This is a genomic window from Pseudomonas sp. S10E 269 (assembly GCF_002798465.1).
Taxonomy (GTDB): domain Bacteria; phylum Pseudomonadota; class Gammaproteobacteria; order Pseudomonadales; family Pseudomonadaceae; genus Aquipseudomonas; species Aquipseudomonas pergaminensis.
The window spans coordinates 2,761,277-2,777,114 of sequence record NZ_PHIJ01000001.1; the positions used below are offsets into that span (position 1 = coordinate 2,761,277).

Consider the following 15,838-nt stretch of genomic DNA (forward strand, 5'->3'; position numbering starts at 1 on the left):
TCAAGTGACTATCTGTCATTGCCCGCAGGCGGTGGCTGAGGGAAAATGCCGGTCCTTTTTTCCGTTTCTTTTATATTCAAACCTCAGGAGATCAGCGATGCCCAGCCGTCGTGAGCGTGCCAACGCCATTCGTGCCCTCAGCATGGATGCCGTGCAAAAAGCCAACAGCGGCCATCCCGGTGCCCCCATGGGCATGGCGGATATCGCCGAGGTCCTGTGGCGTGACTACCTGAAACACAACCCGAGCAACCCGTCGTTCGCCGACCGTGACCGCTTCGTGCTGTCCAACGGCCATGGCTCGATGCTGATCTACTCGCTGCTGCACCTGACCGGCTACGACGTCACCATCGACGACCTCAAGAGCTTCCGCCAGCTGCACAGCCGCACCCCGGGCCACCCGGAATTCGGCTACACCCCAGGCGTCGAGACCACCACTGGTCCCCTGGGCCAAGGCCTGGCCAACGCCGTAGGCTTCGCGCTGGCTGAAAAAGTCCTGGGCGCGCAGTTCAACCGCCCTGGCCACGACATCGTCGACCACCACACCTACGTGTTCCTGGGTGATGGCTGCATGATGGAAGGCATTTCCCATGAAGTCGCTTCCCTGGCCGGCACCTTGGGCCTGGGCAAGTTGATTGCCTTCTACGACGACAACGGCATCTCCATCGACGGCGAAGTCGAAGGCTGGTTCACCGACGACACCCCTAAGCGTTTCGAAGCCTACAACTGGCAGGTGATCCGCAACGTCGACGGTCACGATCCGGAAGAGATCAAGACCGCCATCGACACCGCCCGCAAGAGCGCGCAGCCAACCCTGATCTGCTGCAAGACCACCATCGGTTTCGGTTCGCCGAACAAGCAGGGCAAAGAAGACTGCCACGGCGCCCCCCTGGGTGACGCGGAAATCGCCCTGACCCGTGAAGCCCTGAAGTGGAACCACGGCCCGTTCGAAATCCCGGCCGACATCTACGCCGAATGGGATGCCAAGGAAAAAGGCCTGGCCACCGAAGCCGAGTGGGACCAGCGTTTCGCGGCCTACTCCGCCGAATTCCCTGAGCTGGCCAATGAGCTGGTGCGTCGCCTGGCCGGTGACCTGCCTGCCGACTTCTCGGAAAAAGCCTCGGCCTACATCGCCGAAGTCGCGGCCAAGGGCGAGACCATCGCCAGCCGTAAAGCCAGCCAGAACACCCTGAACGCCTTCGGCCCGCTGCTGCCTGAGATCCTTGGCGGCTCGGCTGACCTGGCCGGCTCCAACCTGACCCTGTGGAAAGGCTGCAAAGGTGTTTCGGCTGAAGACGCCAGCGGCAACTACATGTACTACGGCGTGCGTGAGTTCGGCATGAGCGCCATCATGAACGGCGTGTCCCTGCACGGCGGCCTGGTGCCTTACGGCGCGACCTTCCTGATGTTCATGGAATACGCCCGCAACGCCGTACGCATGGCTGCGCTGATGAAGAAGCGCGTGATCCACGTGTACACCCACGACTCCATCGGCCTGGGCGAAGACGGCCCGACGCACCAGCCGGTCGAGCAACTGACCAGCCTGCGTACCACGCCAAACCTGGATTGCTGGCGCCCTGCCGATGCGGTGGAATCCGCCGTGGCCTGGAAGCACGCCATCGAGCGCAAGGACGGCCCTTCGGCGCTGATCTTCTCGCGTCAGAACCTGCAGCACCAAGTGCGTACCGACGCACAGATCGCCGACATCAGCCGTGGTGGCTACGTGCTCAAGGACTGCATTGGCGAGCCGGAGCTGATCCTGATCTCCACCGGTTCCGAAGTCGGCCTGACCGTTCAAGCCTATGACAAGCTGACTGCCCAAGGCCGCAACGTACGCGTTGTGTCCATGCCGTGCACCAGCGTGTTCGAAGCCCAGGACGCTGGCTACAAGCAATCGGTGCTGCCGTTGCAGGTCAGCGCGCGCATTGCCATCGAAGCGGCGCATGCCGACTACTGGTACAAGTACGTGGGCCTGGAAGGCCGCGTGATCGGCATGACCACCTACGGTGAGTCGGCGCCGGCGCCAGCGTTGTTCGAAGAGTTCGGCTTCACCCTGGAAAACATCCTGGGTCAGGCTGAAGAGCTGTTGGAAGACTAAGTCAGTCTGCGTTGTGTGTACTGGCGCCATCGCGGGCAAGCCCGCTCCCACATTTTGACCGCGGTCTGATGTGGGAGCGGGCTTGCCCGCGATGGCGTCAGAACATTCAGCACCGAACGAACCTTGATCGAGAACCCCATGCCCCAACCCCGTCCCTACAAAGTTGCACTCAACGGCTACGGCCGCATTGGTCGTTGCGTCTTGCGTGCGCTGTTCGAGCGAGGGGCGGCGGCCGGGTTTGAAATTGTTGCGATCAATGATCTGGCCGACATGGCCAGCATCGAATACCTGACACGCTTTGACTCCACCCACGGTCGCTTCCCTGGCGAAGTACGAGTCGAAGGCGATTGTCTGCACATTAATGGCAACTGCGTGCAAGTCTTGCGCAGTGCCACCCCCGAAGGCATCGACTGGAAAGCACTGGGCGTAGACCTGGTACTGGAGTGTTCCGGTGTCTATCACACCCGTGCCGATGGTCAGCGTTTCCTCGACGCCGGCGCGCCGCGTGTGCTGTTTTCCCAGCCGATGGCCAGCGAGGCGGATGTCGACGCCACCATCGTCTATGGCATCAATCAGGATTGCCTGACTGGCGATGAGCTGCTGGTGTCCAACGCGTCCTGCACCACCAACTGCAGCGTGCCGCTGTTGCGCCTGCTGGACCAGGCGATTGGCCTGGACTACGTGTCGATCACCACGATTCACTCGGCAATGAACGACCAGCCGGTGATCGACGCCTATCACCACGAAGACCTGCGCCGTACGCGTTCGGCGTTCCAGTCAGTGATTCCGGTGTCCACGGGCCTGGCTCGCGGTATCGAGCGACTGTTGCCGGAACTTGCCGGGCGAATCCAGGCCAAAGCCGTACGGGTGCCGACGGTGAACGTGTCCTGCCTGGACATCACCATGCAGACCGTCAGCGACACCGATGCGACGGAGGTCAACCGGATCCTGCGCGACGCCGCCACCAGCGGCCCGCTCAAAGGTTTGCTGGCCTACACCGAGTTGCCCCACGCCAGTTGCGATTTCAACCATGACCCGCATTCGGCGATTGTCGATGCCAGCCAGACCCGCGTTTCCGGCCCGAGGCTGGTGAATATCCTGGCCTGGTTCGACAACGAATGGGGCTTTGCCAACCGAATGCTGGATGTTGCAGAACATTATCTGCACATCGCTTCCAAACAACCTCAACAGTAACTCAGGAACTGCGACCCATGACCGTGTTGAAGATGACCGACCTCGATCTGCAAGGTAAGCGCGTACTGATCCGCGAAGACCTCAACGTCCCAGTCAAGGACGGTGTTGTCACCAGCGATGCGCGAATCCTGGCCTCGCTGCCGACCATCAAGCTGGCCCTGGAAAAAGGTGCGGCCGTGATGGTCTGCTCCCACCTGGGTCGCCCGACCGAAGGTGAGTTCTCCGCCGAAAACAGCCTCAAGCCTGTCGCCGACTACCTGAGCAAAGCCCTGGGCCGCGACGTGCCGCTGGTGGCTGATTACCTGGGTGGTGTGGATGTGAAGGCCGGCGACATCGTGCTGTTCGAAAACGTGCGCTTCAACAAGGGCGAGAAAAAGAACAGTGACGAACTGGCCCAGCAATATGCTGCGCTGTGCGATGTGTTCGTGATGGACGCATTCGGCACCGCTCACCGCGCCGAAGGCTCCACCCATGGCGTGGCCAAGTTCGCCAAGGTTGCCGCTGCTGGCCCGCTGCTGGCCGCTGAGCTGGACGCGCTGGGCAAGGCCCTGGGCGCGCCGGCGCAACCGATGGCTGCCATCGTCGCCGGTTCCAAGGTGTCCACCAAGCTGGACGTACTCAACAGCCTGAGCCAGATCTGCAACCAGCTGATCGTCGGCGGCGGCATTGCCAACACCTTCCTGGCCGCAGCCGGTCACCCGGTGGGCAAGTCCCTGTACGAGCCGGACCTGCTCGACACCGCCCGCGCCATCGCCGCCAAGGTCAGCGTGCCGCTGCCGGTGGACGTGGTCGTCGCCAAGGAATTTGCCGAAAGCGCCGAAGCCACCGTCAAGCTGATCGCTGACGTGGCCGCCGACGACATGATCCTGGATATCGGCCCGCAAACCGCCGCCAACTTTGCAGAACTGCTGAAAGCCTCCCAGACCATCCTGTGGAACGGCCCGGTGGGTGTGTTTGAATTCGACCAATTCGGCAACGGCACCAAAGTACTGGCCAAGGCCATCGCCGAAAGCTCGGCATTCTCCATCGCCGGCGGCGGCGACACCCTCGCCGCCATCGATAAATATGGCGTTGCCGACCAGATCTCCTACATTTCTACCGGTGGCGGCGCGTTCCTTGAATTCGTCGAAGGCAAAGTACTGCCGGCCGTTGAAGTGCTGGAAACCCGAGCCAAAGGCTAAGGCTCGTGATCCGGAAAAGGAGTATTCCCATGTTCAAGTCGTTGGCACTGGTGATCGCAGCGGGCCTGTTGGCCGGCTGCGGCAGCACCCCAAACGCGGCGCCGGAGCCTGATAAATCGGGGCCGTCGTCGAAAAAAAGTTGCTACCAGGCTGACTGGCAAGCCGAAACCATGCCGGTGATCAACAAGCGCATCGGCAACGAACGGCTGGAGAAATACGACGCCGCGCCCAACGGTCAGGAACAGGGTTGCCCTTGACGGGTCTGATCAACTGGCGGCCATCGGTCGCCTCACGAGGATTGGCAATGAAAGGCGTTTTCGCCCTGGCAGCCCTGGCCCTATTGGCCGGCTGCAGCAGCATGAACATGTTCGGCAACAAGGCAGAAACTGCCGACAATTGGACTACTTGGACCTGCGACAGCAAAGCCGAGGTGAACTGGCGCTTTGCTAATCAGGCCAAATCCGAGGTGGATGTCCGTTTGGGCGGTTCCGATCAGGTTTACCGCCTCAAGCAGGACGTTGCCGCCTCGGGCGTGCTGTACAGCAACGACCAGTTGGCGTTTCACACAAAAGGTGAGGAAGGCCTGGTCTACTGGGTAGCCACTGATGATTTGATCGGCCGCGGCTGCAAGGCCCAATAGTCAGATCACTGAAGATCAAATGTGGGAGCGGGCTTGCCCGCGAAAGCGGTGGGCCAGTTGGCGAATTCGGCCTCTGGTACCGCGATCGCAGGCAAGCCAGCGCCCACATCGAATCGGTCCCAGATTGGAATTTGAGTCAGCCACATCAGCAATAACGATTCAGCAGGCCAGGTGTGTAAAGCCTGGCCTGCAATAACTTGAATAGCAGCCGCCGCTACGGCAGGCTTGCACGATTAACGACCCTCGACCGGGAGAGACAACACAATGGCACTTATCAGCATGCGTCAAATGCTGGACCACGCAGCCGAGTTCGGCTACGGCGTCCCAGCCTTTAACGTCAACAACCTTGAGCAGATGCGCGCCATCATGGAAGCCGCTGACAAGACCGACTCCCCCGTGATCGTCCAGGCCTCGGCCGGTGCGCGCAAATACGCTGGCGCCCCGTTCCTGCGTCACCTGATCCTCGCCGCAATCGAAGAATTCCCGCACATTCCGGTGTGCATGCACCAGGACCACGGCACCAGCCCTGACGTGTGCCAGCGCTCCATCCAACTGGGCTTCAGCTCGGTGATGATGGACGGCTCCCTCGGCGAAGACGGCAAGACCCCGACCGACTACGAGTACAACGTACGCGTTACCCAACAAACCGTGGCCATGGCGCATGCCTGCGGCGTTTCGGTTGAAGGCGAGCTGGGCTGCCTGGGCTCCCTGGAAACCGGCATGGCCGGCGAAGAAGACGGCATCGGCGCCGAAGGCGTGCTGGATCACAGCCAGATGCTGACCGACCCGGAAGAAGCCGCTGACTTCGTGAAGAAGACCCAAGTCGACGCCCTGGCCATCGCCATCGGCACCAGCCACGGTGCGTACAAGTTCACCAAGCCGCCGACCGGCGACGTGCTGGCCATCGACCGCATCAAGGAAATCCACAAGCGCATCCCCAATACCCACCTGGTGATGCACGGTTCTTCCTCGGTCCCGCAAGAGTGGCTGGCGATCATCAACCAGTACGGCGGCGACATCAAAGAAACCTACGGCGTGCCGGTTGAAGAAATCGTCGAAGGCATCAAGTACGGCGTGCGCAAGGTCAACATCGACACCGACCTGCGCCTGGCGTCCACCGGTGCCATGCGTCGCCTGATGGCCACCAACCCGAGCGAGTTTGACCCGCGTAAGTTCTTCGGCGCCACCGTGACCGCGATGCGTGATGTGTGTATCGCGCGTTACGAGGCCTTCGGTACTGCCGGTAATGCTTCGAAGATCAAGCCGATCTCTCTGGAAGCGATGTACCAGCGTTACCTGAAAGGTGAGTTGAACGCTAAGGTGAACTGAGCCTCAGGCGTTTAAACAAAAGCCCGCAGCGATGCGGGTTTTTTTGTGGCTGACGCAAACCTTGTAGGCGCCCGGTTTAGCGGCGATGGCGGTCGCAAGGTCAGTGCACGGCTTTAGACTGTTATCGCCGGAAAGCCGGCTCCTACGTTAGATATTGCTCTGGTTGCGTGTGGAGGGGCTAAACTAATAATGCGAATTTTTACTAGGTGAGATAGTTGGCTAATGAATATATACCTGCATTGGATTGCTCCAATAAGATGTCTTGCCAGCGCCATCCACAAATTGGGCTTGAACAGTCAAAGATTGTCCTTTGTATTGTCGGAGTGAAGGGTAATTTGCTTCAAATAAAAAGCTCCCGTCAGGATTTACTGGGCCGGCACCCAGCGCGCCCTCGGGACCGGAGTTTTGCCTATAGACATCGACGCGCCAACCTGCGCCGCTGATTCCGCCGTATCCTCTTACGAGCATTTTACTATCTCCACCAGTCACCTCGGTAAGTGCTGGGGGTGGGGAAAGTTCGAACATTTTAAAGGTCTCCATTCAACAAGTAGGCATTGGAATTTTCTATACTTCGAGATAGAGGTTAGTTTCTTATTCATCCTGAGTAACCTGTTAGATTTCACAGTTATTTATATTTATTTGCTATAGGGTTTGTTGGGTTTCGTTATGGGTGGATTGTTTCTGTTTATTTACGATTGAGGTGGGTGCTTATAAGTTTTTTTGAGGCCATTATAACGATAGGAAATTTGGAAGATATGTCTGTGAATGCCGCCAATCATGATGATGTTTTTTGGCGTTGTTTAAAAATATGCAGTCGCTTGGTAGCCGAGGTGGTCATCCATGTCGATGTGCAATGGTGAATGGGACAGATCTAATTGAGTTATAAAAACCTACAGCGATGGGCGCTTTTTTGTGGCTGACGTAAACCTTGTAGGAGCCCGGCAAGCCGGCTCCTACAGTGGTTATTGATCAGGGTGCGGTTGGAGTACCGAAACCCCGGTGCTCAATGACTCGGAACACATCACTCACGTCCTGCACCAGAATGCGTGCGGTATTGGCCACACTGTTAAGGTCGCGCTCGGCGAAGTCCGGCAGGCTGGAGCAGGCCATCAGGTTGAGGTGTTCGAGGACGGCGTTCAGGCGTTCGCGTAGGCAGGCGTGGAGGTCCAGCAGAGGGGCGGCGCTGTCGATCAAAAGGACGGGGTTATCGGTAGCGTTTTCGGCGCAGGGGTAGAAGCGGCGGGGTGGTAGTTGGTTCTTCATGGCAAACCCTTAACTCAAGAGAAGATTGGCCACCGTTTGCTGCGAAACAAATAGGATGGCGGCTGTGCGCGGGTTCGCAGACCCAGGAGTTAAGACCCGGCAGACCCGAAGGCCTCCCACGTACAACCGCCATGAAAAGCCGAGCATTGGCAGGACTGCCTATGCCGTATTTTGACGGGTACGGTATTAACTCTGTAGGGCTGCGGAACCCTATCGCCATTCAATGCCGGCGACGGGGCGAGCTATAAGCGGCGCTCCGATTCACCGCAACGGCCCTGTAGGACACAGAACCCATGTGGGAGCCGGGCTTGCCCGCGATGACGGTGGGCCAGCCACCGAAAATGTTGCCTGATACACCGCCATCGCGGGCAAGCCCGGCTCCCACAGGGGTCATTGGCGTGTTCAAAAAGGTGATTGATCTCTGGCTCGTTCGGATAAGGCCTACGCGATAGTGAGCGATGCTCAATCGTGATCAATATCCAGCTTCGCAAACGTCACCCGCGCGCCTTCCTTGCTGTCCCCGCTGTTGTCCTGCACATACGCCCCTGCCTTGAAGTACAGCGGCTTGGCGCCCCACGCCGCACCAATGCGCTCATTCCATTCTCCATCCGCGGCATACACGCTCAGCAACCCGGCTTTATTGAGGTTGATCACGTAGGTAAAGCTCTTTTCCAGCGGCACATTCGAGGCTACGGTGATCACCCGCCCTTCGCCGTCATCCGGACGCATGCGTACCTTGGCGACAATATTGCCGGTCTGGGTTTTTTCCTTGAATTGATATTCCAGCTTGATCAGCGGCTTCTGGCTGTCATAGGCATGGATCTGCCCAATCACGATTTTGCCGGTGGACGGCACCTGATTCACTTGCAGGGTAGCGCGTAGAAAGTTGTCCGCATCCGAATAGGTCCAGTTGCGTAAACGCCCATCGGCGTAGGTCTCACGCAGTTCACTGCGGGGGTACACGGCATTTTCGGTACGGGTGCCGGTGACGGGGGTCCAGAATTGCACGTTGCTGCCTTCGGCCTGGAAATATTGGTCTTTGAAGCCATTCATCAGCTTCGGGGTGTCGATGGTGGCGGGCGGGGAGCCGACCGGGATGCTGAGGTTCCAGGTAGATAGGTCGATCATGGCGTAGGCCTTTTTACAGAGGGGTGTAGGCTATGGCCCTTGGGCCAGACAGGTTCTTTATAGGTGGTGTTAACCATCTTGTTAAATGTTTGCTGGCAACTTATTGGCGTCAAGGGAATGTCAAAAAGCCATGTTTCCCATGATCCGTGGGCTTCAGGCACTTACCGTTAGTCGGCTTACTGAAAATTGGCGCAATGATGGCACTGCCATTACTTCTGATTTTTTGGAACCGGGGATAGAGTGAGGCCTCAGCGTTTATCCGGGTTTATCTCAGAAGTGACCGGAGCAGCTCCTTAAGGAAGAGACGTAGCATGGATTGCGCTCCACACCACGGCGATGGCGATTCGGTTCTTTTGGTGGTCGATGACTACCCCGAAAACCTGCTCAGCATGCGCGCACTTTTGCAGCGGGAAGACTGGCAGGTGATCACCGCAGGTTCCGGCCTGGAAGCACTCGAATTGCTGCTGCAGCACGAAGTCGACCTGGTACTGCTGGATGTGAAGATGCCCGGCATGGACGGCTTTGAAGTCGCCCGCCTGATGCGCGGCAGCCTGCGCACCCGCATGACGCCAATCATCTTCCTCAGCGCCAACGCCCAATCACCCGCCGCCGTGCTGGAAGGCTACGCCAGCGGCGCCATCGATTACCTGTTCAAGCCCTTCGACCCGCATATCCTCAAGCCCAAGGTCCAGGCGTTGCTGGAGCACCAGCGCAATCGCCGGGCCTTGCAGCGCCTGAGCCATGACCTGGAGTCTGCGCGCGCCTTTAATGCCTCGGTGTTGGACAACGCCGCCGAAGGCATTCTGGTGGTCAGCGAGGAGGGCGTGATCGAGTACGCCAACCCGGCGATCTCACGCCTGCTGAATGCGAAGATGGATGAGCTGCAAGGCCAAGAGTTCTTGAGCTTCCTGCAAAAACCCCATGTGCCCACGTGGCTCGAATCGCAGATGCACAGCGCTTACCGCCAGAGCGAGACCTGGCGCCTGCACGATGCGATCCTGCGCACCGGCCGCGGCCAGCAGGTGCCGGTGGCGTTGTCCTGTGCGCCGTTGCCGGCCGAGCAGAAGGCGATGGTGGTGACCGTGCTGGATATGTCCGAGGTGCACCACCTGCACCAGCAACTGGAGTTCCAGGCCGTCACCGACCCATTGACCGGGTTGCTCAACCGGCGCGGGTTTTATCAGGCGGTGGAGAACACCCTGCTGCGCAGCGAACGGCTGGAGCAATCACTGGTGTTGCTCTACCTGGACCTCGACGGTTTCAAGCGGGTCAATGATTCCCTCGGCCATGACGCGGGCGACCGGGTACTGCGTTGGGTCTCTGAACAATTACAGGGTTGCCTGCGGTCCTACGACATTCTCGGGCGCATGGGTGGCGATGAATTCACCGCGCTGCTGGAGCTGGAGTTCCCCGAGCAGGCGGCGAAGATTGCGGAAAAACTGATCGAACGCGTGTCGATCTGCCAACAGGTGGACGGCCTGGATGTGATGCTCGGCGTCAGCATCGGCATCGCCACCTTCCCGGACTGCGGCTCGGACCTGAACGGCCTGCTGCGCGCGGCTGACATCGCCATGTACGAAGCCAAGCGTGCGGGCCGTCAGCAATATCGCTATTACGATCAGGAAATGAACGGCCGCGCCCGTTCGCGACTGATGCTCGAAGACAGCGTGCGCACGGCGATTCAAAGCAAGGATTTCACCCTGGTCTACCAGCCTCAAGTGGCCTTGGAGGACGGGCGCGTGCGTGGCGTCGAAGCGCTATTGCGCTGGCAGCATCCGAGTGTTGGTGATGTATCGCCGGGGCTGTTCCTACCGTTGCTGGAAGAAGCGCGGTTGATCAGCCAACTGAGCACGTGGATCTATCAACAAGTCGGCGCTCAGCGCCAGGCGTGGCAAGCCGCCTTCGATGATGAGCTGGTGCTGAGCGTGAGCCTGAGCAGCAACCAGTTCAACATGCCTAACCTGGCCACCCAACTGCAGCAGGTGCTTGAGCGACATGGGCTACAGGGGCGCCAGCTGGAGGTGGAGATCAGTGAAGACAGCCTGATGAACAACCTGGAAGAGTCGACCAAGCAGCTCAGGTTATTGCGCCAGATTGGCGTGCGCACCGCCCTGGATGACTTCGGCCTGGGCAATTGTTCCCTGGCGCATCTGCGCGACCTGGCGTTCGATACGCTCAAGCTCGACCCGCAATTGGTCGCACGCCTGCCGGGCTCCGCGCGGGATGCAGTGATGGCGCGCAGCATCATCGAACTGTGCGGTCATTTTGATGTGGTGGTCGTCGCCGAGGGCGTGGAGACCCAGGAGCAAGCCCAATGGCTCAAGGCCAATGGGTGCCCGTTCATTCAGGGCCCGCTGGCGTCAGAGCCGCTGATGGCCGAGGAAGTGGCGCACTGGTTCCGCGCTCGCGCGCGCTGAATTCGCTACACTGGCGGCCATCCAAGCCCTGTTGCAGACCCCATGACCGCGCTGAAATACCTCCAGGCCTATCCCGCCACCCTTCAGGAGCAGGTGCGCCAGCTGATCGCCAAGGACCAGTTGGGTGCCTACCTGGAACAGCGATACCCCGAACGCCACGCCGTGCAAAGCGACAAGGCCTTGTATGCCTACGCCCTGGCCTTGAAGCAGGAGCACCTGCGCAACGCGCCGGCGATCGACAAGGTGCTGTTCGATAACCGCCTGGACCTGACCCATCGCGCCCTCGGCCTGCACACCACGATCTCGCGGGTGCAGGGCGGCAACCTGAAGTCCAAGAAAGAGATCCGCATTGCCGCACTGTTCAAAGAGGCGGCGCCGGAGTTCCTGCGCATGATCGTGGTACACGAACTGGCGCACTTCAAGGAGTCGGACCACAACAAGGCGTTCTACAAACTCTGTGAGTACATGATGCCGGGCTACCATCAGGTGGAATTCGACCTGCGGGTCTACCTCACGTACCGCGACCTGCAGGGCAAACCCTGACCGCACAAGGCGACCGACCATGGATGTGAGCAAGACCAAGAGCAGCTTTTATCGCCGCCTGTATGTGGCCTACCTGATCGACAGCGGCCAGGCCAGCAGTGTGCCGGCGTTGACTGAGGTGACGGGCATGCCCCGGCGTACGGCCCAGGATACGATTGCGGCCTTGGCCGACTTGGATATCGTCTGCGAGTTCGAGCAGGAAGACGGCGCCCGCAACCATGCCGGGTGTTATCGGATTCGCAGTTGGGGGGCGATAGATCGGCGGTGGATCGAGGTGAATCTGGTTTCGGTGAAACAGGTGTTGGGGTATCCCTGAAGGTCAGTGGTGGATGACCCGGCGCTATCGCGGGCAAGCCCGCTCCCACATTTGGACCTGTGAATGCGTTCAAATGGGGGGAGCGGGCTTGCCTGCGATGAGACCCTCAGTTGCGGCGCATGCCGATGTGCGGAATATCATCCTCAAGGTATTCCTCACCCGCCACTACAAAACCATACCGCCCGTAGTACCCCTGCAAATGCGCCTGGGCTGATAGGAATATCGGCGTCTGCGGCCAGATTTCGGCAATCTGCTTGAGTGTTTCTTCCATCATCCGATGCCCCAGCCCGGTGCCGCGCGCGACCGGCGCTACAATTACCCGGCCGATCACCACATCACCGCCCTGGGACTCTGGGTCCAGCAGGCGCAGGTAAGCGACCAACTGGTCGTCCTGCCAGGCCATCAGGTGATGGGTGTCGCCTTCCAGGTCCTGCCCGTCGAGATCCTGGTAAACGCATTTCTGCTCAACGACAAAGACCTCGTTGCGCAAGCGCAGGATGGCGTAAAGCTGTTCCTTGCCGAGGTCATTGTGATGTTTGCAGACCCATTCAACTGTCATGGCGTGTTCTCTTATAAATGTCTGTTCACGATAGTAAGCGCAGCCGGCGGCGCTGTCTAAATCAGCTATTTTTGTGAGTGAAATCAAATTGCCATCATTGAGTGCGTTCGGCGCCGGTTTCTTTGTGTAATCTGAGCTACTGTTAGGACCTCGGGCCCCGCCTGAGCCAAGGCTACCGCCTGCCTGCCAAGGACTTTGAGCATGCCGCGATTGACTCGTGCCGTTGCTTTGATTGGAGTGTTGCTGCTGGCCCAGCCGGCATTCGCACAGCGTTTGCGCCTGGTAGCGGACGCCTGGCCACCCTTTACCGATGCGACCCTGATCAACGGCGGGCTGGCCACCGACATCGTCAGTACAGCCCTGGCCCGCGCCGGTTACGCCAGTGATTTCGAACAGGTGCCCTGGGCCCGGGCACTGATGGGCGTGGGTGACGGACGTTATGACGTGCTGGTCAACGCCTGGTACGACGATGCCCGCACCCAGTTGGGGCAGTTCTCTGGCGAATACCTGCTCAACCGCGTGCGCTTTCTCAAGCGTCGCGACGATCCCATCGAGTACCAGAACCTCGGGCAACTGCACGACTACCCCATCGCCGTGGTGCGTGGGTATGCCTATTCGGCGGCGTTCGATGGGGATACGCAGTTGCAGAAGGTGCCGGTGCATAACTTCGCCATGGCCGTGCGCATGCTGGCGGCGCAGCGCGTGCGGCTGACGGTGGAGGATGAGTATGTGGCGCGCTATTACCTGTCGCGCGAGTCGGCACGCGTGCGCAACTCGGTGGAGTTTTTACCCACGCCGTTGAGTGAAAACAGCCTGCATATCCTGGTAAGCCTGAAGAACCCCGAGCACGCGCAGATTGTTGCCAGCTTTGACCGGGAGATTGCGAAGATGAAGGCGGATGGCAGTTATGCGCGGTTGATGAAGCAGCATGGGATGTAGTGCGCTTACCGGCGATAACGGCCTAAGCCGCGCTGGTGTCCTTGATCAAGTGCGCCGCCAGCGTACGCAACGGCCCCAACTGCCGACAAATCAACGCCAACTGTGTCTGCACCAACCGTTGCCCCTCATCGATCTCGTCCGGCATCTGCTCCAGGTCCGCCGCCAGCGCTTCCTCGGCATCGCTCTGGATCGCAACCGGCTGCTTGTTGGCCAACCCCGTGGCGATTTCATCGATGCTCGCCGCTAGGGTATTGCCAGCGCCGTCGATCAGATGTTCGCGCACTTCGGCTGGCAATTGGGTCTCGCGGTGCGCGCCCAGCCCGGACAAATAACTGAGCAAGGTGTGCGACAGCACCAGGAAGCGGAAGCCCACGTCTGCTTCCTTACGGAAGTGCCCCGGCTCCATCAGCATGTTCGCCAGGGTGGTCGACAGCGCCGCATCGGCGTTGTGTGCGTTGCGTCGGGCCAGGCGGTAGGCCAGATCGTCGCTCTTGCCGGCGGCGTATTGCTGCATGATCTGACGCAGGTAAATGCTGTTGCAGCTCAGGGTATTGGCCAGCACTTTGTTCAGGCGACGGCCTTGCCAGTCGGGCAGGAACAGGAATACCGCCAGGCCTGCAATCAAGCTGCCGAGCAAGGTATCGAACAAGCGCGGCAGGAACAGCCCGTAGCCATCGCCGACCTGGTTGAAGCAGAACAGCACCATCAAGGTGATGGCGGCGGTGGCCAGGGTATAGCGGGTGGTGCGGTTGATAAAGAACACCAGGCCGGCGGCGATAGCGAACATCGACTGCACCAAGGGGCTCGGGAACAGGTCGAACAGCGCCCAGGCCACGGTGAGGCCGATGGCGGTGCCGATGATCCGCTGGCCGAGCTTGCGTCGGGTGGCACCGTAGTTCGGTTGGCACACGAACAGCGTGGTGAGGATGATCCAATAGCCCTGGGACGCGTGGATCGCATGCAGCATGCCGTAGCCGACGGTCAACGCCAGGGACAGGCGCAGCGCATGGCGGAACAATAGCGACGTCGGCGTCATCTGCGTGCGCAGGCGCGTCCACATTTCCTTGAGGTTGCGCGGAGCGCGGTCCAGCAGGTTGCTGTCAGTGGCGTCCGCCAGGCTGTCGGGGTTGCTGGCGTCGCCGAGCAGGCGGTCCAGCGTGGACAGGTTGGCCGCCAGCGCGCGCAACGAACGCAGCAGGCCGCGCCAGGCCGGGTTGCTCTGGATGCGCAGGTGTTCCAGGGACGCGTTCAGGTCGCCCAGGGCTTCGGCGAAGCTGTCGTCATAGATGAATGGCTGGCGCATCTGGATCGATTCGGCCAGGGTCTGGCAGGCCTTGCCCTGCTGGCGCAGCAGTCGTTGGCAACGGAACAGCACGTCGCTGTGGAAGAAGGCCTCGGCCAGGGCATTGTAGGGGTAGTGGGACGAGCTGGCGCGTTCGTGGATGTCTTGGGCGAGGAAGTACAGCTTCAGGTAGCGGCTGACTTTCGAGCCAGGGCGACCATTGCCCACGCGGTGCAGGATGATTTCCTTCGCCGCATTCAGCGCGGCCACAACCCGCCCATTTTGCTGGGCCAGTTCCAGGCGACGCGCTTCCACGTCCAGCTGGCGAATCGGCTCGAACAACGACGATTTGAGCTTGAGGTACCGCCCCAGCTCGCGAAACAGCCGCGCCAGGCTTTGCTGCACCGGCTGGTTGGAAAACAGCGCCTGCCACAGCACCGACAGCGCGCCGTACCAGGCGGCACCGGCCACCAGCAGCAGCGGCTCGTGCCAGAAGTCGGAAACGGCGCCGCCACGCTGGTCCACGCCGATCATGGTGTACACCGACAGGATCAGCGTTGCCGATGCGATCGCGCCATAGCGCTCGCCCAAGGCGCCGAGCATGGTCAGGCAGAAGGTGGCCAGGGCCAGGGAGATCGCGAAGATCCACGGGTAAGGGAACAGCAGCTCCACCGACAGCGCGGCGATGCTGAAACACACCAGCGTCACCGCCAGGGCGTTGAGCCGGCCTTGCCAACTGTCATCGGTCTCGGCCAGGGCGCTGGCGATAATCCCCAGGAACAACGGGATCAGCAGCGTCATTTCATCTTGATACCAGCACAGCGCCATGCTGCCGGTGAGGGCGATGAATACCCGAATGCTGTAGCTGAATTTATCCAGCGCCCACAGGCGCCGCATGGACTGCTTGAACGAGGTCGATGACATGAAGTCTGGAGTCTTCCGGGACGATGCC

Annotated in this window: 15 protein-coding genes; 10 read left to right on the forward strand and 5 right to left on the reverse strand. The window is 60.2% G+C overall.

What is annotated here, in order from left to right:
- Nucleotides 1–97 precede the first annotated feature (97 nt).
- From tkt to fba, 6 genes are all read left to right on the forward strand, one after another.
- Complete coding sequence (gene tkt, locus CWC48_RS12785; RefSeq protein WP_028618256.1) at nucleotides 98–2,095, forward strand: transketolase; 1,998 nt, start codon at nucleotides 98–100, stop codon at nucleotides 2,093–2,095.
- A 138-nt stretch (nucleotides 2,096–2,233) separates the two neighbouring features.
- Entirely contained in the window at nucleotides 2,234–3,289 is a 1,056-nt protein-coding gene (gene epd / locus CWC48_RS12790; RefSeq protein ID WP_016977753.1) for an erythrose-4-phosphate dehydrogenase, read from the forward strand.
- 17 nt (nucleotides 3,290–3,306) lie between these two features.
- On the forward strand, nucleotides 3,307–4,470 hold the full coding sequence (locus CWC48_RS12795; protein ID WP_025857657.1) for a phosphoglycerate kinase: 1,164 nt from the start codon (nucleotides 3,307–3,309) through the stop codon (nucleotides 4,468–4,470).
- A gap of 29 nt (nucleotides 4,471–4,499) precedes the next feature.
- The gene (locus CWC48_RS12800) at nucleotides 4,500–4,727 is read left to right on the forward strand and encodes a hypothetical protein (protein ID WP_078050519.1); all 228 of its coding nucleotides are present in this window, start codon (nucleotides 4,500–4,502) and stop codon (nucleotides 4,725–4,727) included.
- 47 nt (nucleotides 4,728–4,774) lie between these two features.
- A complete protein-coding gene (locus tag CWC48_RS12805) occupies nucleotides 4,775–5,110 on the forward strand; it encodes an MliC family protein (RefSeq protein WP_100491971.1) in 336 nt (111 codons plus the stop codon).
- A 264-nt stretch (nucleotides 5,111–5,374) separates the two neighbouring features.
- Complete coding sequence (gene fba, locus CWC48_RS12810) at nucleotides 5,375–6,439, forward strand: class II fructose-bisphosphate aldolase (RefSeq protein ID WP_003177554.1); 1,065 nt, start codon at nucleotides 5,375–5,377, stop codon at nucleotides 6,437–6,439.
- A 219-nt stretch (nucleotides 6,440–6,658) separates the two neighbouring features.
- Here fba and CWC48_RS30150 read toward each other — a convergent pair whose 3' ends face one another.
- From CWC48_RS30150 to CWC48_RS12820, 3 genes are all read right to left on the reverse strand, one after another.
- Nucleotides 6,659–6,964 carry a hypothetical protein gene (locus CWC48_RS30150; RefSeq protein ID WP_157806815.1) on the reverse strand — a complete coding sequence of 102 codons (306 nt, stop codon included), beginning with the start codon at nucleotides 6,962–6,964 and terminating at the stop codon, nucleotides 6,659–6,661.
- 444 nt (nucleotides 6,965–7,408) lie between these two features.
- Nucleotides 7,409–7,702, reverse strand: coding sequence for a fructose-bisphosphate aldolase (locus CWC48_RS12815; protein WP_100491972.1), 294 nt, complete (start codon nucleotides 7,700–7,702; stop codon nucleotides 7,409–7,411).
- 462 nt (nucleotides 7,703–8,164) lie between these two features.
- The gene (locus CWC48_RS12820; RefSeq protein WP_078050516.1) at nucleotides 8,165–8,830 is read right to left on the reverse strand and encodes a polysaccharide lyase family 7 protein; all 666 of its coding nucleotides are present in this window, start codon (nucleotides 8,828–8,830) and stop codon (nucleotides 8,165–8,167) included.
- 311 nt (nucleotides 8,831–9,141) lie between these two features.
- On the opposite strand from CWC48_RS12820, the gene CWC48_RS12825 reads away from it, so the two are divergent.
- From CWC48_RS12825 to CWC48_RS12835, 3 genes are read left to right on the forward strand one after another with little or no spacing between them, the layout of a single operon-like run.
- Entirely contained in the window at nucleotides 9,142–11,247 is a 2,106-nt protein-coding gene (locus tag CWC48_RS12825) for a bifunctional diguanylate cyclase/phosphodiesterase (RefSeq protein ID WP_100491973.1), read from the forward strand.
- 42 nt (nucleotides 11,248–11,289) lie between these two features.
- On the forward strand, nucleotides 11,290–11,790 hold the full coding sequence (locus CWC48_RS12830; protein ID WP_078050514.1) for a M48 family metallopeptidase: 501 nt from the start codon (nucleotides 11,290–11,292) through the stop codon (nucleotides 11,788–11,790).
- A gap of 19 nt (nucleotides 11,791–11,809) precedes the next feature.
- Nucleotides 11,810–12,106, forward strand: a complete 297-nt coding sequence (locus CWC48_RS12835) for a helix-turn-helix domain-containing protein (RefSeq protein ID WP_078050513.1) — start codon at nucleotides 11,810–11,812, stop codon at nucleotides 12,104–12,106.
- Between the two features lie 106 nt (nucleotides 12,107–12,212).
- Here CWC48_RS12835 and CWC48_RS12840 read toward each other — a convergent pair whose 3' ends face one another.
- The gene (locus CWC48_RS12840; RefSeq protein WP_078050512.1) at nucleotides 12,213–12,665 is read right to left on the reverse strand and encodes a GNAT family N-acetyltransferase; all 453 of its coding nucleotides are present in this window, start codon (nucleotides 12,663–12,665) and stop codon (nucleotides 12,213–12,215) included.
- Nucleotides 12,666–12,866: 201 nt separating this feature from the next.
- Between CWC48_RS12840 and CWC48_RS12845 the strand changes: the two genes are divergently transcribed.
- Nucleotides 12,867–13,604 (forward strand): ABC transporter substrate-binding protein, encoded by a 738-nt coding sequence (locus CWC48_RS12845; RefSeq protein WP_100491974.1) that lies wholly within the window; start codon nucleotides 12,867–12,869, stop codon nucleotides 13,602–13,604.
- Between the two features lie 22 nt (nucleotides 13,605–13,626).
- Here the strand turns inward: CWC48_RS12845 and yccS are convergent, their stop codons facing one another.
- Nucleotides 13,627–15,810 (reverse strand): YccS family putative transporter, encoded by a 2,184-nt coding sequence (yccS, locus tag CWC48_RS12850; RefSeq protein ID WP_078050510.1) that lies wholly within the window; start codon nucleotides 15,808–15,810, stop codon nucleotides 13,627–13,629.
- Nucleotides 15,811–15,838 lie beyond the last annotated feature (28 nt).